Source organism: Pseudomonas sp. SJZ077, assembly GCF_007993905.1.
In the GTDB taxonomy this organism is placed as follows: Bacteria; Pseudomonadota; Gammaproteobacteria; order Pseudomonadales; family Pseudomonadaceae; genus Aquipseudomonas; species Aquipseudomonas mandelii.
The window spans coordinates 60013-78577 of the sequence record NZ_VIUJ01000024.1 but is presented as its reverse complement, the minus strand read 5'-3'; the positions used below and the strand labels follow the sequence as shown (position 1 = coordinate 78577).

Genomic DNA, 18565 nt, shown 5'->3' with positions numbered 1-18565 from the left:
CTTATCCATGACACTGAAACGCATCCTGGGCACCCTGGCCCTGCTGCTGACCCCGGCCATCGCCTTCGCGCACCCGGGTCATGGCGACAACGGTTTGATCGCCGGCATCAGCCACCCGATTGGCGGCCTTGATCACTTGCTGGCGATGGTGGCGGTGGGTTTGTGGGCGGCGCAGCAAAAAGGCGCCGCGCGCTGGGCGCTGCCGTGCACCTTCGTGGGCACCATGCTGATTGGCGGACTGCTGGGTTTTGAAGGATTGAACCTGCCGGCGCTGGAAGGCGGCATTGCGGCGTCGGTGCTGGCGCTGGGCCTGGCCGTGGCCCTGGCCGTGCGTCCGCCGCTGAGCGTGGCGGTCGGTGCGACGGCTTTGTTTGCGCTGTTCCATGGTGTGGCCCATGGGCTGGAGTTGCCGGACATGTCGAGCCCTTGGGCGTATGCCGCAGGGTTTGTGGCGGCGACGGCGGCGTTGCATGCTGCGGGTTATGCCGTGGTGCGCGTGTTGCCGCAAGCGGCGGCGCCGTTGGTTCGATTGGCCGGTGCGGCTTCGGCGGCGACTGGTGCGTGGTTGCTCGCAGGTTGATCTCTTATTGCCTGTGATGGCCCCTTCGCGAGCAGGCTCGCTCCCACATTGGAATGCGTACACCTGTGGGAGCGAGCCTGCTCGCGAAGACGGCCTGACAGACACCGCATCTCTCAGGCCTGCTAACATGTCGCGCAATCAACCCTGCCGTGACGACGCCAGCCAATGCCGCCTGTTTCCCGCTCCGCCTCCCAGCCTGAATTGACCGCTCTGTTCGCCTCGGTGCAACAGCATTTCCAGGACGTGATCGTGCCGCTCTGGCAAGGCCCCGGCTGGAATGCCGACATGGCGTTGCCTTATGAAGCGCTGGACGCCGGGCATCAACCGCTGCCGCCCCAACGCTATCGAGCGATGGCCTGCGCGCGGCAGCTGTATCTGTTTTCCAGCCTGATCGGCCAGGTGCCGGCCGCCGAGGAACGCGCCGCGGCGCTGTTCCGTTCCTTGCAACAGCATTTTCACGACGCCGAGCACGGTGGCTGGTTCTACAGCATCGACCCGCAAGGTGCGCCACTGGATCAGCGCAAAGACCTCTACACCCACGCCTTTATCCTGTTCGCCTGCGCCCATTACTGGGGCAAGGTGCGCGAGCCGCTAGTGGAATCGGTCCTCAACGCGACACTGGAAGTGCTGGCGCAGCGCTTCGCCACAGGCGACGGCCTGTACGAAGCCAGCCTCGACCGCGACTGGTCCTCGCTCGACTCCGGCCCCCTGCAAAATCCCTTGATGCATCTGGCCGAAGCTTTCCTCGCGACCCTGTCGGTGCGAGAAGACACCGCCGTACAGCGCGCGCTGGTCGAGTTATGCACAGCCATGCAGAAGCGTTTTATTGACCCGCACCACAGCGTGCTGATGGAAAAACCGCTGGGCGCTGTGGATAACTGGTTTGAACCGGGGCATCAGTTCGAGTGGTATTTCCTGCTGGAGTCTTCGCCACTGCTGCACGGCTCAAAACTGCATGCTTCGCTGGAGCGCGCGTTTGTACTCACCGAACAACTGGGCGTTGATCCACAAACGGGTGCGGTGACGGCGATGCTCGATCTGAATGGCTCTGCCAAGGATGCCACTCAACGCATCTGGGCCCAGGCTGAATACCTGCGCGCCCTGACCTTGCGTCCAAATAGCGAAGGCTCGGTGCAACGCCAGTTGCAGGCATTGCAGCAACGCTTTTTGCATGCGGGAGGGTGGTATGAATGTCGCGACGAGCAGGGCGAAGTCAGCCGCAAGGACATGCCATCGACCACGCCTTATCACTTGGCCACTTGCTATCGAGGGCTGGTCGATTATCTCGGCTGACTGACAGATAGCTATCGCGGGCAATTCGGATCGCCGCACCGCCGCTCCCACAGGTTTTTTGTCGTTCGCGAAATGACGATTCAACACAAGTCTTGTGGGAGCGCGGCGTGCCCGCGAAAGCCGTTATGCGGTCTTAACCCTTGGCGTTACGCTCAATCGCAAACCCGGCCCACGTCTGGCTCACCGGCATCAATTCCAGGCTGTTGATGTTGATGTGCGCCGGGGCATTAAGCACCCAGAAAATGGTATCGGCGATGTCCTGCGGCTGGATCGGCTCAGCACCGGCATAGGTCGCGTTGTAGCGCTCCTGGTCACCGGCGAAACGCACCAGCGAGAACTCGCTCTCGCATAGGCCCGGCTCGATATTGCTGACACGCACGCCAGTGCCTTGCAGGTCGCAACGCAGGTTCAGCGAGAACTGGCCAACGAATGCTTTGGTCCCCCCATAAACATGGCTGCCCGGGTACGGATAGTTGCCGGCGACGGAGCCGAGGTTGACGATACCGGCACCGCGGCCGTGGGCGATCAGGCGTGGCAACAGCAGGCGAGTGGCGTACATCAGGCCTTTGATGTTGGTGTCGACCATGGTGTCCCAATCGTCGAGATCGCACTTCGGTGCCGGGTCAACGCCCAGCGCCAGACCGGCGTTGTTGATCAGCCCGCGCAGCTTGGCAAAGGACGGCGGCAAGTTGGCGATCGCCTCCTCCATGGCCTTGCGATCACGCACGTCGAGCACCAGGCCATGCACCTCGGTCTGCTTCGACAACTCGGCGCACAGGGCATTGAGGCGTTCTTCACGACGGCCTGTCAGCACCAGTTTCCAGCCGGCCTCGGCAAAACGACGGGCACAGGCTTCACCAAAACCAGAGGTCGCTCCGGTAATAAACAGGGTGTTGGACATCGTGTTCTCCTTGCTTCGGCTGATCGACAGCCATTGGAATAGAAAATCAGCTGGCAGCATGCCCGGCCTTGCCCACAGCGGCAACCGCCGCAAAAACTGTACAAAAAACAACCAGACCTTCCAAAGCCACAGGCACCGTGGCTTGCAGCCATGTACACGCACCTTATCCACAGGCCGGTCCACAGTTTCCGGGGGCAAGTGGAAAAGCTGCAAGCCGCTATCCACAAGGCTTTGCGGGTAGATTACAAAGTTTTTTGCTTGACCCTCGGGTACCAGCTGTGTAGCCCATGGCATTTTGCACGATGTGATGGGCAAACCGACGATGGCGCCAAGCCAGTAACTACGGCCCTCAGCCGAGTCTTTCCAGAGTTTAACCACAGACTTATCCACAGGCTGGCCCATTACATTTCCAGCCACTTTGCCATCCAACAAAAAGGTTGACAAAGCCTGTTCCGGGTCAAGCAAAAACGCCTGATCAAAAAACAACCACATCGCTGCAAGCCACGGATTCAAAGGCTCTCAGACAGCTACTCCCACGTTATTCACAGCCAGTTCCACAGTAAACGGGGACAAGTCAAAAGCGTGACAAAACAACTATTTGCAGCGGCTTTATGTCGCGCTTTGAGAGCTTGTGAATATTGTTTTCCACAATTTCCGGAAAGCACACTTGGCCCTTGCAGGAGCGGGCCTGCTTGCGAAAGCGGTGGGCCAGTGAAACACCTGTCGATTGGCACTCCGCTTTCGCGAGCAGGCTCGCTCCCACAGGGGGATTAGTGATGTATTCGAGGTGTAAAAAAGCCCCGGCGATTGCTCGTCGGGGCTGTGGATATTTCGGCAGCGTGTCAGTGCCCGCCGAGATAGGCGTTACGCACTTCCTCGTTGACCAGCAGCTCCTTGCCGGTGCCCGTGATGCGGATCTCGCCGTTGACCATCACGTACGCCCGGTCCGACAGCTTCAACGCGTGGTTGGCGTTCTGCTCGACCAGGAAGATGGTCATGCCGGTACTCGCCAGTTCCCGCAGGGTCGCGAAGATCTGTTTCACCACGATCGGCGCCAGTCCAAGGCTCGGTTCATCGAGCAACAGCAGCTTGGGCCGACTCATCAACGCACGAGCGATGGCGAGCATCTGTTGCTCACCGCCGGACATGGTCATGGCCCGCTGGTTACGGCGCTCCTTGAGCCGTGGAAACAACTCGAACATGCGTTGCATGTCCTCGGAAGCGTACTTGTCACCGATAGGGATGGTGCCCATCAGCAGGTTTTCCTCGACGGTCATGTCGGGGAACACCCGTCGGCCTTCAGGCGACTGTGCGATGCCGTTGGACGCGATGTAGTGCGACGACTTGTGGGTGATGTCCACGCCCTGATAAATGATCTGCCCGCTAGCCGCTCGCGGCTGGCCGAAGATCGACATCAGCAAGGTCGATTTACCGGCGCCGTTGGAGCCGATCAGGCTGACGGTTTCACCTTCTTCGATATGCAGCGAGACTTTTTTCAGAGCCTGGATCGGCCCGTAAAACACATCCAGATCCTTGAGTTCGAGGATGGGTTGACTCATAGCACCACTTCCTCTTCATCAGCGCCCAGATAGGCCGCAATCACTTTCGGGTCGTTGCGAATCGCTTCAGGTCCGCCCTCGGCGATGACGACGCCGTGGTCCAGCACCACGATGTGGTCGGAAATACTCATTACCATGCCCATGTCGTGTTCGATCAGCACCACGGTCAGATCGTGCTCGTCGCGCAGCAAACGGATCATCGCGCTCAGCGCTTCGGTTTCCTGAGGGTTGAGGCCGGCCGCCGGTTCGTCGAGGCAGATGATCTGCGGCCGAGTGCACATGGCCCGGGCGATTTCCAGGCGGCGCTGTTGGCCGTAGGACAGTTCACCGGCCAGACGGTTGGCGCAGTCCACAAGGTCCACGACTTCCAGCCAGTAGAAGGCGTGGTCCAGCGCGTCGCTTTCAGCCTTGCGGTAGCCCTTGGTATTGAGGATGCCGGCCAACATATTGCGGTTGACCCACATGTGCTGGGCTACCAGCAGGTTTTCAAGTACCGACATTTCCTTGAACAGGCGAATGTTCTGGAAGGTGCGCGCCAGCCCGGCACGGTTCACCAGGTGGGTGCCGCCGAACATTTTGTAGCGCATCCGGGTGATGAAGCTTTTCGGCGAAACGAAATCCGTGGCTTTGAACGATTCGCCCAACAGCTGGATGACATCGGTGCGTTCGCCGCGGGTATTGAGTTCGATCCTGCCACCGGAGGCCTTGTAGAAACCGGTCAGGCAGTTGAACACGGTGGTCTTGCCGGCGCCGTTGGGGCCGATCAGGGCAAAAATCGAGTTGCGATGCACCTTGAGGCTGACATCGCTTAACGCCTTGATGCCGCCGAAGTGCATCATCAGCTTCTCGACCGAGAGTACGACTTCGCTCATGGCGCTACTCCTTTACGCGGGGTCACACCGGTACGGCTGATCCGAATCAGGCCGCGCGGTCGCCAGATCATCATCAACACCATCAGCACGCCGAACAGCAGCACGCGATATTCCGCAAAGCCGCGCAGCAGTTCCGGGGCAACGGTCAGCACGAAGGCTGCAATCACCACGCCGATGGTCGAGCCCATGCCGCCGAGGACCACGATGGCGAGGATCAGCGCCGATTCGAAAAAGGTGAACGAGGTCGGGTTGACGAAGCCTTGATACGTGGCGAAGAACACCCCGGCCAGGCCGGCCGTCGAGGCACCGATAGTGAACGCCGAGAGCTTGACCAGTACGTGGTTCAGGCCCATGGAGCGGCAGGCGATTTCGTCTTCACGCAAGGCTTCCCAAGCGCGGCCGACCGGCATCTTGACCAGACGATGCTTGATGTACAGCACGGCCAGCACCACCAGGAACAACACCGCATAGATGAAGTAATACTTCACGTCCGGGTTATAGGCGATGCCGAAGAACTCATGGAACGGGACGCCCCCCTCCTTCGCGCGCTTGCCGAACTCGAGGCCGAAGAAGGTTGGCAATGGAGCCGCCATGCCATTCGGGCCGCCGGTCAGGGACAGCCAGTTGTTGAGCACCAGGCGAATGATTTCACCGAAACCGAGGGTCACGATCGCCAGGTAATCACCGTGCAGCCGCAACACCGGGAACCCGAGGATGCAACCGGCCAGGCCCGCGGTGATCGCTGCCAGCGGCAGCACCGTCCAGAAACCCAGCCCGAGGTATTGATAACCCAGCGCCAGGCCGTAGGCACCGATGGCGTAGAACGCCACATAACCCAGGTCGAGCAGACCGGCCAGGCCGACCACGATATTCAGGCCCAGGCCGAGCAATACGTAGATCAGCCCGAGGATCACCACGCCCAGCAGGTAAGAGTTGGAGAAAAACGGGAACACCACAGCAACGAGGATCACCAGCGGGATGATCCAGCGCAACCGGGATTTGTAATCAGGCGGCAGTACATGAACCCCGGAGCCGGTGCTTTCAAAGCCTTCAAGAATCTTCAGGCCCTTGGGCGTTTGCAGGAACAGGCTCAGGGCAAAGCGGCCAGCCATGACGATGGCGACAATCCACGCCACCCGGGTCGTTTCCATATTGAAGCCGTAGCCGTCGAGGACCACGCCGACAATCGGGCCGAACACAATCAGGGCGACAAGGCCGGCAAGAATCGCGTCAACCAGGCTTCTTTTGAGATCAATGGTTTTTTTAGTGGTTGAAGACATCGCTTACACCTTCGACACAAGAGGACGGCCGAGCAGGCCTTGGGGCCGAAAGACCAGAACGAGAACGAGCAGCGAGAAGCTGAAAACGTCTTTGTAGTCCGAGTTGACCAAACCTGAGAACAGCGACTCGGAGATCCCGAGAATGATCCCGCCAAGCATCGCACCAGGCAGCGAGCCGATGCCGCCAAGTACCGCGGCCGTGAACGCCTTGATGCCGATGATGAAGCCGGCATAGAAGTCGAACGTGCCGTAGTTCATGGTGATCAGCACGCCGGCCAGGGCCGCCATCGCTGCACCGATGATGAACACGTAGGAAATCACGCGGTCGGTGTTGATCCCCAGGATCGAGGCCATCTTGCGGTCTTGCTGGGTGGCGCGGCACATGCGGCCGAGCTTGGTGTACTTGATGATGTAGGTCAGCAGGGCCATGCCGGCGAATGCGGCAATCAGGATAAACACCTTGGTGTAGGTCAACTGCACGAAGCCGGTGCCGATTTCGACGCGCCAGGCCCCCGTCAACAAGGTCGGAACGCCTTGTTGCTTGGCACCTTGGGCGATCTGGGCATAGTTTTGCAGGATCAGCGAAATCCCGATGGCGCTGATCAGCGGTGCCAGTCGGGTGGAGTTGCGCAGGGGCTTGTAGGCGACGCGCTCGATGACCCAGCCATACACCGCCGTGACCACGATGGTGAAGATCAAGGTGCCGAGCATCAACAGCGGGAAGGATTCAATACCGAAGTACGCCAGCAGAGCCAGACTGATTGCCGCGAGGTAAGCGGAAATCATGTAAACCTCGCCGTGGGCGAAGTTGATCATGCCAATGATGCCATAGACCATTGTGTAGCCGATGGCGATCAGGCCATAGACCGACCCGAGGGTCAGGCCGTTGACCAGTTGCTGCAGGAAAATACCATCCATAACGCAATCTCACGCATTTGAGAGACTGCACAGAAGCCGGGTGCAACGGACCGGGGTTCAGCCGCCGGGGCAACACGGTTGTGTGCAGCTCTACGAGAAAAGACAGGTACTGCACGGACATGTTCATAGACTGCCCGGTGCAACAGGCACCGGGCAGATCAGGTCATATCACTTCTGTTTTTCCAGCTGGTGGTATTTGCCGTCCTTGTCCCACTCGTAAACGACGTAGTCGGAGACTTTCAGGTCGCCCTTGGCGTCCCAGGTCTTCTCGCCCATCACGGTTTTGACCGGGTTTTTCTTCAGCCACTCGGCGGCTTTCTCGCCGCTGTTGGACTTGGCACCGTTGAAAGCTGCGGCCAGGGTCTGGACCGAAGCGTAGGCGTACAGGGTGTAGCCTTCAGGCTCGGTGCCTTTCTTGCGGAACTCGTCCACCACGGTTTTGCTGTCTGGCAGCAGGCGTGGGTCGGCGCCGAAGGTCATCAGCACGCCGTCAACGAATTGCGGACCGCCAGCAGTGGTAACCAGTTCGTCGGTCACGATGCCGTCATCGGACATGAACTTGACGTCTTTGAGGCCTTGCTCACGCAGTTGACGGACCAGAGGACCGGCTTCCGGGTGCAGACCGCCGAAGTAGACGACATCGGCGCCAGCGCCGCGGATCTTGGTGACGATGGTGCTGAAGTCTTTCTCGCCACGGGTCAGGCCTTCATACAGCACAGGCTTCACGCCGCGTTTTTCCAGTTGGGCCTTGGTAGCGTCCGCCAGGCCTTGGCCGTAGGTGTCCTTGTCGTGCAGGACAACGACTTTCTTGCCCTTGAGCACGTCGACGATGTAGTCACCGGCCACGATGCCTTGCTGATCGTCACGCCCGCACATACGGAACATGGCACTCAGGCCGCGTTCGGTAACCGCTGGGTTGGTGGAACCCGGAGTGATTGCAATGATGCCCGCTTCGTCGTAGATCTCGGAGGCCGGGATGGTCGACGAGGAGCAGAAGTGACCGACTACGCCGGCGACTTTCTGGTTGGTCAGGTCCTTGGCGACCGTCACAGCCTGTTTCGGTTCGCAGGCGTCATCGCCCTTCACCAGTACGATTTTTTCCCCGTTAACGCCGCCCGCCGCGTTGACCGCGTCGGCTGCAGCCTGTGCACCCTTCATGTACTGCTCGCCAAATGCCGCGTTGGCACCTGTCATCGGACCCGCCACACCGATTTTCACATCAGCCTGTGCAAACGCAGAAACACCCAACGCAGTTGCCACTGCGAGGGCCAGAAAGCCTTTCTTGTAAAACGTCTGGGACATGAGGTGGTGCTCCAAGGTTTTTTTTAGTTGGCACTGCGACTTCTCTGAATGCTCAGAGCAAGGGCCGTGCCATCGGTTTTTTATTCTGAAAAAAGTCGCTGCTTTATTGTTATTTCGACTGTTTCGATCCCATTTTCATTGGGCGTGCAACCGTCTAAACCGCAGAAGGTGAAACCATTTATTTTTAAAGGCGCAACCCGCGTGCGCCATCATTGCAACCGCGGCGCCAAACGACGTGCAACCAGCCTGTAACAACGTACGTCACCGAAGTGCACACTGCTGGTGCGGAACTGCTACAACCCGCACCTTTTACAGGCTAGTCGCTGCGCGAAAAAGCGCCGCTCCCAGCAACAAATTTCAACAATCAAATAACGATCCGCAAGCACTGGCCTGCGTGATACAGCGAGAAACCGGCCTCGTACAAACAACTGCGCAAACCCACCCCGGCCAATGGCTGCATGGGGGCAAAGGGAATGGGTAGCGCCTCAGGATTTCCGTTACACAGGTAATCGGCAAAGGCTTTGCCGACCACCGTCCCCGTTGTCACGCCCCGGCCGTTGTAACCGGTGACTGCCACTAAACCGGGCGCCGGCTCGAACAAACGCATCAAATGGTCCGGGGTAAACGCGATGCAACCGGTCCAGGTGCATTCCCATTCCACGGGTTTGAGGTAGGGGAAATAGTGCTGCTGCACCCGATCGGCCCAGGCCTTGAGGAACCAGGCCGGTTTCTGATTGCCGTTACCGAGGCTACCCAGCAACAGACGGCCGTCTTTGTCGCGACGAATACTGCTCAGTACCTGGCGCGTGTCCCAGGAACCCTGGCCGCCGGGCAGAATTTGCTGCGCGGCGTCTTCGGTCAGCGGGACCGACGCCACTTGATAGTAATAACCGGGGAAGAAATTGCGCCGCAACGCCGTCCAGTCACCTTCGGTATAAGCGTTGGAGGCGATGACCACTTGCTCGGCGAGCACTGATCCCTGAGCGGTTTGCACCGACCAGCGTTGGCCCTGACGTTCGAGTCGGGTCACCGGAGAATGATCGAACAGTTGGCCCCCGAGGCTGATGGCCGCTTTGGCCAGCCCCGTGGTGTAAGCCATCGGATTGATCGTGCCGGCACGCTTGTCGAGCAGCGCGGCAGCAATCTTTTTGGTACCCGTCGCTTGTTCGCAGGATTGCCCGGTCAGCAGTTCGACCGGTGCTCCGCGACGTTTCCATTGTTCTTCGCGACTGCGCAGATCGGCTTCGCCACGGGCGTTGTGCGCCATGTGCAGCGTGCCTTCGCGGCGTAACTGGCAATCGATGTTGTATTTGTCGACCAGGCTGAACACCAGCGATGGCGCTGCACCCAGCATGCGATTGAGCTGACTGCCCACCGCTTCGCCGAACCCGGCTTCGATCTCGTCCGGTGGAATCCACATCCCGGCGTTGACCAGACCGACGTTGCGCCCCGAACCGCCGTGACCGGCGCGATGGGCTTCGAGCACGCAGACCTTTTTACCTTTTTCAAGTAGATGCACCGCCGCCGACAGGCCGGTGAAACCGGCGCCAATGACGCAGACATCGACGGTAACTTCGCCCTTGAGCGCGGCATTGTCGGGCCTTTGCGGCGTCAGTTTTTCCCACAGACACTCTTCGCGTAACGGCATTGCCAGACTCCAACAGAAACCTAACCAACACACAGTTCAAAATGTAGGAGTGAGCCTGCTCGCGATAGCGATTTAACATTCAACATCTATGTTGACTGATAGACCGCAATCGCGAGCAGGCTCACTCCTACAGGGGATCACTGTTCGACTCGAGGATCAGTCGAACGTAATACCCTGCGCCAACGGCAACTCCAGCGAGTAGTTCACGGTGTTGGTCTGGCGGCGCATGTAGCCGCGCCATGCATCGGAGCCCGACTCACGCCCACCACCGGTTTCTTTCTCGCCACCGAACGCGCCGCCAATTTCCGCACCGCTCGGGCCGATGTTGACGTTGGCGATGCCGCAGTCGCTGCCCACCGCCGACATGAACTGTTCGGCTTCACGCACGTCGGTGGTGAATATGCACGAGGACAGGCCTTGTGGCACCGAGTTGTTCAGACGCAGCGCTTCGTCGAAGTCCTTGTAACCGACCACGTACAAGATCGGTGCGAAGGTTTCATTGCAGACCACATCGCTCTGCTCCGGCATTTCAACGATGGCCGGCGAGACGTAATAAGCGTTCGGGTATTTGTCTTCCAGCTGGCGTTCGCCGCCAAACACCCGGCCGCCTTCGCTCAAGGCTTGTTCCAGCGCGTCCTGCATGTTTTCGAAACTGTTTTTGTCGATCAGCGGACCGATCAGGTTGCCCTCGAGCGGATTGCCGATGCGGACCTTGGAATAGGCAGCCTTGAGGCGAGTGACGATTTCTTCCTTCACCGACTCATGGGCAATCAGGCGACGCAACGTGGTGCAACGCTGACCGGCGGTGCCGACGGCGCTGAACAGGATGGCGCGGACGGCCATGTCCAGGTCGGCGCTTGGGGCGAGGATCATGGCGTTGTTGCCGCCCAGCTCCAGAATGCTGCGGGCGAAACGGGCGGCGATTTTCGGCGCCACTTCACGGCCCATGCGGGTGCTGCCAGTGGCGCTGATCAGCGCGACACGCGGGTCATCGACCAGCGCTTCGCCGGCATCGCGGCCGCCGATGATCACTTGGCTGAGGTGTGGAGGTGCGTCGCTGAAGTTCTTCAGTACGCGGTCGAACAGCGCCTGACAAGCCAGTGCGGTCAGCGGGGTTTTCTCGGACGGTTTCCAGATCACCGGGTTACCGCAGACCAGCGCCAGCGTGGTGTTCCAGGCCCAGACCGCAACCGGGAAGTTGAAGGCGCTGATGACGCCGACGACGCCCAGCGGGTGCCAGGTTTCGCGCATGTGGTGGCCAGGACGCTCGGACGCGATGGTCAAGCCGTACAGCTGACGGGACAGGCCGACGGCGAAATCGCAGATGTCGATCATTTCCTGAACTTCACCCAGGCCTTCCTGCGTGATCTTGCCGGCTTCCCAGGACACCAGCTCGCCGAGGTCGGCCTTGTATTCGCGCAGGATGTCGCCCAGTTGACGCACCAGTTCGCCACGGCGCGGGGCCGGGACCTTGCGCCACAATTCGAACGCATGATCTGCACGACTGATGTGCTGCTCGACTTCAGCGGCGCCTTCCCAGTTCACGGCAGCGATCCGGCTGCCATCGATCGGCGAATGCACCGGCACTTTGCCGTTCTGGTACAGGGCCGGGTTCACACCAAGACGATCAAGCAATGCGGCAACCATGGGTCACTCCTCGAGCAAAAAACAGAAAACGTACAGCCGGACATTCACGGCTGATCAGACCTGTAGTTTTAGCTCCCCGGAGGTTACCCAACAAACGACCTTTAAGAGAGATATCATTCCGTTTATTCATGCTTTGAATTGCTGGCAGTAAAAGAAACAAGAAAAAGGACCGTCCATGCTGAATAAACGCTATTTGCCGTCGATCACCGCACTGCAGTGTTTCGAGGCCGTGACCCGGCATTTGAGCTTCACCCGGGCCGCCGAAGAGCTGAACCTGACCCAGAGCGCCGTCAGCAAACAGGTCGCGCAACTCGAAGAGTTGTTGCAGCACTTGCTGTTCCGCCGGGTGCGCCGACGTCTGCAAATGACTCCGGCCGGTGATTTGTACCTGGTGGAAGTACGAAAAATCCTCACCCAGGTCGAGATGTCGACCCATTACCTGCGTTCCTACGGCGGCGAAACCGAAGTCTTGCGGGTTTCGACGCCGCCGACCTTCGGCGCGCGCTGGCTGGTGCCACGCCTGAAAGGCTGGCGCCTGCGCCACCCGTCAATCCATCTGGACCTGTGCAGCGAGCAGGAAGCCGACGATTTGCTGCAAGGTCGCAGCGACCTGGCGTTCTACTTCGGCCAAGGCTCGCGGCCCGGCACCGAATGCCTGAAGCTGTTTGGCGAGGAGCTGGTGCCGGTCTGCGCGCCGGGCAGCCTGCCGGACACGCCGTTCACCGACCCTACGCAGCTCGCTGACCTCGTCCTGCTGCAAAACGCCTCGCGGCCCCAGGCCTGGCACGACTGGTTCGACAGTCAGGGCTACCACACCGAACACAGCTACCACGGCCCGCGCTTCGAAACGTTTTATATGTGCATCCGCGCCGCCCAGGTCGGCTGCGGCGTGGCGCTGTTGCCAAGGTTTTTGGTGGAAGAAGAGTTGGCGGACGGCAAACTGGTTATCCCCTGGAAACACGCGATGCCAAGCACGGATGCCTATTACCTGGCGTATCCCGAGCACTCGGCGGAAGTGCCCAAGGTGCGCGATTTTGTGAAGTGGATGCTGGAGCAGATCGACAGCCCGGACGAGGCACAAATCTAAAGTTTCACTCAAACCCTGTGGCGAGGGGGCTTGTCGGAACGCCGCATCGCCCCGTTGGGTCGCGGAGCGGCCCTTTAAACGGCCAACCCGCTTCGCCAGGTCCATTGCGGCCTTAGGAAAGAACAAAGAGCCCGTCAACAACGCTGGTCTGCGCGAGGCGTCCGCGTAGGTCATCATCAATGACGGGATCGTCCATTCTGTAAAGCCGCACCTTGCAATACGCATCGATTCGATTGACTTCCTGACCGAGATATTCCCAAACAACACGCGAACACGCTGGAGTGCGGTGGTCTGCAGCAGAAACGCCCATTTTCAAGCCATTGAGCCGAGTGATACAACTTTTGAAACTAGGGATAAGGATCGTTTGGCTGATTTCGTTGGACGTCAGCGACTCATAATCGATGAGAAACAATCGATCCTGCAGATAGTAGGCAACCCCCACATACCGATACTGTTCATACTCATCTTCCACGCCGACTATTTGTAAACGCTCATTTCGCTCGTACACGAAGTGCTGGTTTTCTTCATACACACGCACCAAAGCGCAAATAATAGAACCGGGTTCTGTCATCGCATGGTAATACTCATAGTAGTATCCCGTGTAGGCTTTAAGTTGGAGGGAGGACTGCTGCCGAAGGTGTCCAAGTATTCGTTCTGGGGCCGACTCCTCACGCGGAAGACCTACCAGCTTTGTCTTACCACCTATAAGGCTGACAAATTGATCGGTCGGCAGCCCAATTTCGAATTCTTCCACTCCAAAAAAATCACAAATCCGCTTCAGGTTAAAAGCCGTGGGAATACTATTCCCGCACAGGTATTTATTAAATTGCCCACGATTAATCCGAAGTTTCCTACAGACCTCAGCGACAGATCGGTAGTGACTACACAGTAATCTTAAGTTAGCAGGTAGAAAATCACGCATATTAATCCATTAAAGAAGCGCTAGAAGGCGCAACCATAGCAGCTACTCGCATCACATTTAAGCAACTTGCGAAATTGCGAAAAATGATAGATGACCTGATATTACGGAACCTTAAGGACTTCAGGGTCCAATACACCCTCGACTCGCCAGCACTCTTAAAACAGCAAGGAGCTTTGAATGCTTGACGTCATCAATGACTTTCTCTCTGGAAAGGTTTTGATACCTTTGGTTCTTGGACTTGGAACCTACTTCACCATCCGGTCGCGATTTGTACAGCTTCGATACTTTGTACACATGATCACTGTGTTACGTGGCAGTTCGCACATTGGCAGCAACCACTTGAGCTCTTTGCAGGCGCTGACGCTCAGCCTGGCTGGACGGGTCGGAACCGGTAATATTGTGGGCGTCGGCATTGCAGTCAGCATGAGGGGTCCCGGTGCGGTGTTCTGGATGTGGATGACCGCCCTGCTGGGAATGTCGAGCAGCTTCTTCGAATGTTCACTGGGCCAACTCTACAAACGCTGCGATGCAAATGGGCAATATCGTGGTGGCCCGTCCTGGTACATCCAGCATGGGCTGGGCAAACGCTGGCTCGGAACGATTGCTGCAGTCCTGCTGTTGGTGACTTTCGGGTTTGCTATCAATGGCCTTGAGTCTCATGCCGTATCACACTCTCTCAACAATGCCTTTGGTTTATCTACGACTTGGTCTGGACTAACGCTGTCGTTGTTGCTGGGCATAGTGTTTGTGGGTGGTATAAAGCGGATCGCGAAGGTGGCCGATCTATTGGTTCCGCTTAAAGTCATCGCCTACATCTGCGTAACGCTTTACGTCATCCTGTTGCAAATCGACCAGGTTCCCGGCGTACTGATCAGTATTGTCAATAGCGCTTTCGGTTTGGATCAAGCGTTTGGCGGGCTCGTCGGCAGCGCAATCATGATGGGGGTCAGGCGCGGTGTGTTCTCCAATGAAGCAGGACTGGGCAGCGCACCTAACGTCGCATCCACGGCGAAGATTGCCCATCCGGTGGCACAAGGCGTGGTGCAGGCGTTCAGTGTCTTCATCGATACGATCGTTATTTGCACGTGTACTGCGCTGATCATTTTGCTATCCGGTTTTTATACTCCCGGCTTCGAAGGTGACGGCATTGCGTTGGCACAAAATTCGCTGGCGGCGGTAGTAGGTGATTGGGGCCGGATGTTTATCAGTGTGGTACTTGCACTGTTCGTGTTCACAGCAATGCTTTACAACTACTACTTGGGAGAAAACAGCTTACGATTCATCATTGCCGCACCTCGTAAATCATTAATTGCGTACCGCATTTTGGTTTTGATACTTGTCTTTTGGGGTTCGGTTGAAGACCTCACTACGGTGCTCGCGTTTGCCGACATCACCATGACACTTCTGGCATTGGTCAACCTCGTAGCGATGACATTGCTATTCAAAGTCTGTATGCGAATCTTGGCCGACTACGATGAACAACGTCGCACAGGAACCAAAAAGCCCGTTTTTGACTCAAGCAAATTTACCGATCTGGACCTCGATTTGATGGCCTGGCCCGCGATAACGAATCCACTGCAACCGAAGAAGCCTGCCTGTACGGAACGGGGCCCAGCTAAATCTCAGGTCGCGTAAATTCGAATGAACCCTGAGCCATTGCGTTTCAGCGGTGGTTCAGTCGTTAAGCAATGCCCTGACACCATAATCTCCAACTAATAAAAAACTCGCGCCTTTAACCCCTCGCGCGCTCTAGGAGTTCGTCTGTGAATCGCTATCAACCGCTTAAAGCCAGCGCATCAACCACCCCAACTTTTTATATAGACACGCATGCCGCCCCCCATCTGCTGTTTGAAGATGCCTGCTTCAGAATACGTGCTGCCACTGGTCTTTTAGAGGCGCTGACCTCTGTAACCGTTAAACATACTAATGATGCTGACTTTTCCCGGTTGATACTTCCAGCCTACTTATTGCTACAGGACGGTGTCGACGCGCTGGATCAAATTACAATTAAAGGACTGTAGATCATGGCCGGATCAGCGACTCCTGAAATGATAAAAGCAGCCCTGATAAAAGCAATTGAAACGGGGCTTATTCCTCGTCACTCCCACCTTGAAGCCTATATAAAAAGTTGGGATAGCCTTGCGCTCGTCATCCAGGCAGCGCTTGAGGCAACACCCGATAACTGACAAACCTCTGGTGCTTGTTTTAAAGGCTGGTCACCCGTGATTAATCCGTCATGAACACAAAAAAAAACTGGTAATCCCCACCCCTGTTATGCGCCACTAGCCCCATTCATAGAAACAGCTGAAACGTCGCGACCACAGGCCGCGGCCCGCCTGGAGAACCCCGTTATGAGCGAGAGCGTGTTTGGCGATCGCATTGTGCAGAACCTGCTCGACACCGATTTCTACAAACTGACGATGATGCAGGCGGTGCTGCACAACTACCCGAACGTGGAAGTCGAATGGGAGTTTCGTTGCCGTAACAGTGAGGATCTGCGCCCGTATCTGGCAGAAATCCGCTTCCAGATCGAACGCCTGGCCGAGTTGAGCCTGAGCGCCGACCAGTTGAGCTTCATGGAACGCATCAGCTTCATGAAGCCGGATTTCCTGCGCTTTCTCGGGCTGTTCCGCTTCAACCTGCGTTACGTCCACACGGGTATCGAAAACGGCGAGCTGTTCATCCGCCTGCGCGGGCCGTGGTTGCATGTGATTCTGTTTGAAGTACCGCTGCTTTCCATCGTCAGCGAAGTGCGCAACCGCTATCGCTACCGCGAAATTGTTCTGGAACAGGCTCGCGAGCAGCTCTACCGCAAGTTCGACTGGTTGACCGCCAACGCCAGCAGCGACGAATTGTCCGAACTGCAGGTAGCCGATTTCGGCACACGCCGTCGCTTCTCGTTCCGCGTGCAGGAAGAAGTGGTGAACGTGCTCAAGCACGATTTCCCCGGGCGTTTCGTCGGTACCAGCAACGTGCATCTGTCACGGGAACTGGACATGAAACCTTTGGGCACCATGGCCCACGAATGGATCATGGCGCACCAGCAACTCGGTCCCCGACTGATCGACAGCCAGATTGCCGCCCTCGATTGCTGGGTGCGCGAGTATCGGGGGCTGCTGGGGATCGCCCTGACCGACTGCATCACCATGGATGCCTTTCTCAACGACTTCGACCTGTTCTTTGCCAAGCTCTTCGACGGCCTGCGCCATGACTCCGGCGATCCGGTGATCTGGGCAGAAAAGGCGATCGCCCACTATCAAAAGCTGGGCATCGACCCGATGAGCAAGACCCTGACGTTCTCCGACAGCCTGACGCTGCCAAAATCCCTGGAAATATTTCGGGCGTTGCGCGGTCGGATTAATGTCAGCTTCGGGATCGGCACCAACCTGACGTGCGATATTCCGGGTGTCGAACCGATGAGCATCGTGCTTAAAATGGCGGCCTGCAACGGCCAGCCCGTGGCAAAGATTTCCGATGAGCCTGGCAAGACTCACTGCAAAGACCCGAATTTCGTCGCCTATTTGCGACACGTTTTCAAAGTACCTGCCGCCCTTTCCAGCACATCTGGCACCACTAGCAAGGAGTGAATTCATGCAAGCCGTACAGCGTGAGATTGCTGAGCAGCTCAAGGTTCAGCCGCCATTCGCCAACCACGCCGCCCTCGAGGCCGAAGTCGCCCGGCGGGTCAGCTTCATTCAGGATTGCCTGGTCAATTCCGGGCTCAAGACCCTGGTGCTCGGCATCAGCGGCGGCGTCGACTCGCTGACCGCCGGCCTGCTGGCCCAACGCGCCATGCGTGAGTTGCGCGAGCAAACCAGCGACAAAAGCTACAAGTTCATCGCCGTGCGCCTGCCTTATGAAACCCAGTTCGATGAACACGATGCCCAGGCCTCGGTGGATTTCATCGCCCCGGACGAACGTCACACCGTGAACATCGGCCCGGCGGTGAAAGCCCTGGCCAATGAAGTGGCGGCCTTCGAGGGCAAGCACGCGGTCTCGGTGGATTTCGTGCTCGGCAACACCAAGGCGCGGATGCGCATGGTCGCCCAGTACACCATCGCCGGCGCGGCGCACGGGCTGGTCATCGGTACCGACCACGCGGCGGAAGCGGTGATGGGTTTCTTCACCAAGTTCGGTGATGGCGCCTGCGACCTCGCCCCGTTGAGTGGCCTGGTGAAAAACCAGGTTCGAGACATCGCCCGCAGTTTCGGCGCGCCGGAATCGCTGGTGGAAAAAATCCCGACCGCCGACCTTGAAGACCTGTCGCCGGGCAAACCCGACGAAGCGTCCCACGGCGTGACCTATGCCGAAATCGACGCGTTCCTGCACGGTCAGCCGGTGCGTGAGGAAGCGTTCAGGATTATTTGCGATACGTATAAAAAGACCCATCACAAGCGCGTGATGCCGTTCGCGCCTTGAAGCTGCGGCGTCTGTACTGACGCCATCGCGAGCAGGCTCGCTCCCACAAGGACAACGCTGTACCTGTTGGGGCGAACCGGCTCCGGGCGGCGTTCCGACGATGAACGATGACTCGGTCTTTCGTCAGGCACAAAAAA

General features: G+C 58.1%; 17 protein-coding genes. 8 read left to right on the top strand and 9 right to left on the bottom strand.

Annotated elements, in window-relative coordinates:
- Positions 1–7: 7 nt before the first annotated feature.
- Together FBY01_RS27235 and FBY01_RS27230 are read left to right on the top strand one after the other, a co-directional pair.
- Positions 8–580 carry a HupE/UreJ family protein gene (locus FBY01_RS27235; RefSeq protein WP_077748937.1) on the top strand — a complete coding sequence of 191 codons (573 nt, stop codon included), beginning with the start codon at positions 8–10 and terminating at the stop codon, positions 578–580.
- Between the two features lie 165 nt (positions 581–745).
- A complete protein-coding gene (locus tag FBY01_RS27230) occupies positions 746–1873 on the top strand; it encodes an AGE family epimerase/isomerase (RefSeq protein WP_145310266.1) in 1128 nt (375 codons plus the stop codon).
- A gap of 133 nt (positions 1874–2006) precedes the next feature.
- Here the strand turns inward: FBY01_RS27230 and FBY01_RS27225 are convergent, their stop codons facing one another.
- The 8 genes from FBY01_RS27225 to FBY01_RS27190 form a co-directional block, all read right to left on the bottom strand.
- On the bottom strand, positions 2007–2774 hold the full coding sequence (locus FBY01_RS27225) for an SDR family oxidoreductase (protein WP_010464142.1): 768 nt from the start codon (positions 2772–2774) through the stop codon (positions 2007–2009).
- 842 nt (positions 2775–3616) lie between these two features.
- Positions 3617–4333 (bottom strand): ABC transporter ATP-binding protein, encoded by a 717-nt coding sequence (locus FBY01_RS27220; protein ID WP_077748934.1) that lies wholly within the window; start codon positions 4331–4333, stop codon positions 3617–3619.
- Complete coding sequence (locus FBY01_RS27215) at positions 4330–5205, bottom strand: ABC transporter ATP-binding protein (RefSeq protein ID WP_010464147.1); 876 nt, start codon at positions 5203–5205, stop codon at positions 4330–4332. The genes FBY01_RS27220 and FBY01_RS27215 overlap by 4 nt, the downstream gene beginning before the upstream one ends.
- Positions 5202–6485 carry a high-affinity branched-chain amino acid ABC transporter permease LivM gene (livM, locus tag FBY01_RS27210; RefSeq protein WP_109627726.1) on the bottom strand — a complete coding sequence of 428 codons (1284 nt, stop codon included), beginning with the start codon at positions 6483–6485 and terminating at the stop codon, positions 5202–5204. The genes FBY01_RS27215 and livM overlap by 4 nt, the downstream gene beginning before the upstream one ends.
- Positions 6486–6488: 3 nt before the next feature.
- Positions 6489–7403, bottom strand: a complete 915-nt coding sequence (locus FBY01_RS27205) for a branched-chain amino acid ABC transporter permease (RefSeq protein ID WP_010464150.1) — start codon at positions 7401–7403, stop codon at positions 6489–6491.
- Between the two features lie 168 nt (positions 7404–7571).
- Positions 7572–8705 carry an ABC transporter substrate-binding protein gene (locus tag FBY01_RS27200; protein ID WP_010464151.1) on the bottom strand — a complete coding sequence of 378 codons (1134 nt, stop codon included), beginning with the start codon at positions 8703–8705 and terminating at the stop codon, positions 7572–7574.
- Between the two features lie 364 nt (positions 8706–9069).
- A complete protein-coding gene (locus FBY01_RS27195) occupies positions 9070–10353 on the bottom strand; it encodes an FAD-binding oxidoreductase (protein ID WP_145310264.1) in 1284 nt (427 codons plus the stop codon).
- Positions 10354–10509: 156 nt separating this feature from the next.
- Positions 10510–12000, bottom strand: coding sequence for an aldehyde dehydrogenase family protein (locus FBY01_RS27190; RefSeq protein WP_010464154.1), 1491 nt, complete (start codon positions 11998–12000; stop codon positions 10510–10512).
- Positions 12001–12175: 175 nt separating this feature from the next.
- On the opposite strand from FBY01_RS27190, the gene FBY01_RS27185 reads away from it, so the two are divergent.
- A complete protein-coding gene (locus tag FBY01_RS27185) occupies positions 12176–13087 on the top strand; it encodes a LysR family transcriptional regulator (protein WP_145310262.1) in 912 nt (303 codons plus the stop codon).
- Between the two features lie 112 nt (positions 13088–13199).
- Here the strand turns inward: FBY01_RS27185 and FBY01_RS27180 are convergent, their stop codons facing one another.
- Positions 13200–14009, bottom strand: coding sequence for a helix-turn-helix transcriptional regulator (locus tag FBY01_RS27180; protein ID WP_145310260.1), 810 nt, complete (start codon positions 14007–14009; stop codon positions 13200–13202).
- A gap of 177 nt (positions 14010–14186) precedes the next feature.
- Between FBY01_RS27180 and FBY01_RS27175 the strand changes: the two genes are divergently transcribed.
- The 5 genes from FBY01_RS27175 (at position 14187) to nadE (ending at position 18428) form a co-directional block, all read left to right on the top strand.
- Entirely contained in the window at positions 14187–15644 is a 1458-nt protein-coding gene (locus FBY01_RS27175; protein ID WP_145310257.1) for a sodium:alanine symporter family protein, read from the top strand.
- A gap of 128 nt (positions 15645–15772) precedes the next feature.
- Positions 15773–16030: a hypothetical protein gene (locus FBY01_RS27170; protein WP_145310253.1), complete on the top strand. Its 258-nt coding sequence runs from the start codon at positions 15773–15775 to the stop codon at positions 16028–16030.
- A 3-nt stretch (positions 16031–16033) separates the two neighbouring features.
- Positions 16034–16195 carry a hypothetical protein gene (locus tag FBY01_RS31610; protein WP_178113298.1) on the top strand — a complete coding sequence of 54 codons (162 nt, stop codon included), beginning with the start codon at positions 16034–16036 and terminating at the stop codon, positions 16193–16195.
- A gap of 165 nt (positions 16196–16360) precedes the next feature.
- Entirely contained in the window at positions 16361–17596 is a 1236-nt protein-coding gene (pncB, locus tag FBY01_RS27165; RefSeq protein ID WP_010464157.1) for a nicotinate phosphoribosyltransferase, read from the top strand.
- Positions 17597–17600: 4 nt separating this feature from the next.
- Positions 17601–18428 (top strand): ammonia-dependent NAD(+) synthetase, encoded by an 828-nt coding sequence (gene nadE, locus FBY01_RS27160; RefSeq protein ID WP_145310251.1) that lies wholly within the window; start codon positions 17601–17603, stop codon positions 18426–18428.
- The last annotated feature ends 137 nt before the right edge of the window (positions 18429–18565 follow it).

Coding starts and splice junctions, on each gene's coding strand:
- FBY01_RS27235 (WP_077748937.1), top strand. CDS start 8: ATGACACTGAAACGCATCCTGGGCACCCTGGCCCTGCTGCTGACCCCG.
- FBY01_RS27230 (WP_145310266.1), top strand. CDS start 746: ATGCCGCCTGTTTCCCGCTCCGCCTCCCAGCCTGAATTGACCGCTCTG.
- FBY01_RS27225 (WP_010464142.1), bottom strand. CDS start 2,774: ATGTCCAACACCCTGTTTATTACCGGAGCGACCTCTGGTTTTGGTGAA.
- FBY01_RS27220 (WP_077748934.1), bottom strand. CDS start 4,333: ATGAGTCAACCCATCCTCGAACTCAAGGATCTGGATGTGTTTTACGGG.
- FBY01_RS27215 (WP_010464147.1), bottom strand. CDS start 5,205: ATGAGCGAAGTCGTACTCTCGGTCGAGAAGCTGATGATGCACTTCGGC.
- livM (WP_109627726.1), bottom strand. CDS start 6,485: ATGTCTTCAACCACTAAAAAAACCATTGATCTCAAAAGAAGCCTGGTT.
- FBY01_RS27205 (WP_010464150.1), bottom strand. CDS start 7,403: ATGGATGGTATTTTCCTGCAGCAACTGGTCAACGGCCTGACCCTCGGG.
- FBY01_RS27200 (WP_010464151.1), bottom strand. CDS start 8,705: ATGTCCCAGACGTTTTACAAGAAAGGCTTTCTGGCCCTCGCAGTGGCA.
- FBY01_RS27195 (WP_145310264.1), bottom strand. CDS start 10,353: ATGCCGTTACGCGAAGAGTGTCTGTGGGAAAAACTGACGCCGCAAAGG.
- FBY01_RS27190 (WP_010464154.1), bottom strand. CDS start 12,000: ATGGTTGCCGCATTGCTTGATCGTCTTGGTGTGAACCCGGCCCTGTAC.
- FBY01_RS27185 (WP_145310262.1), top strand. CDS start 12,176: ATGCTGAATAAACGCTATTTGCCGTCGATCACCGCACTGCAGTGTTTC.
- FBY01_RS27180 (WP_145310260.1), bottom strand. CDS start 14,009: ATGCGTGATTTTCTACCTGCTAACTTAAGATTACTGTGTAGTCACTAC.
- FBY01_RS27175 (WP_145310257.1), top strand. CDS start 14,187: ATGCTTGACGTCATCAATGACTTTCTCTCTGGAAAGGTTTTGATACCT.
- FBY01_RS31610 (WP_178113298.1), top strand. CDS start 16,034: ATGGCCGGATCAGCGACTCCTGAAATGATAAAAGCAGCCCTGATAAAA.
- pncB (WP_010464157.1), top strand. CDS start 16,361: ATGAGCGAGAGCGTGTTTGGCGATCGCATTGTGCAGAACCTGCTCGAC.
- nadE (WP_145310251.1), top strand. CDS start 17,601: ATGCAAGCCGTACAGCGTGAGATTGCTGAGCAGCTCAAGGTTCAGCCG.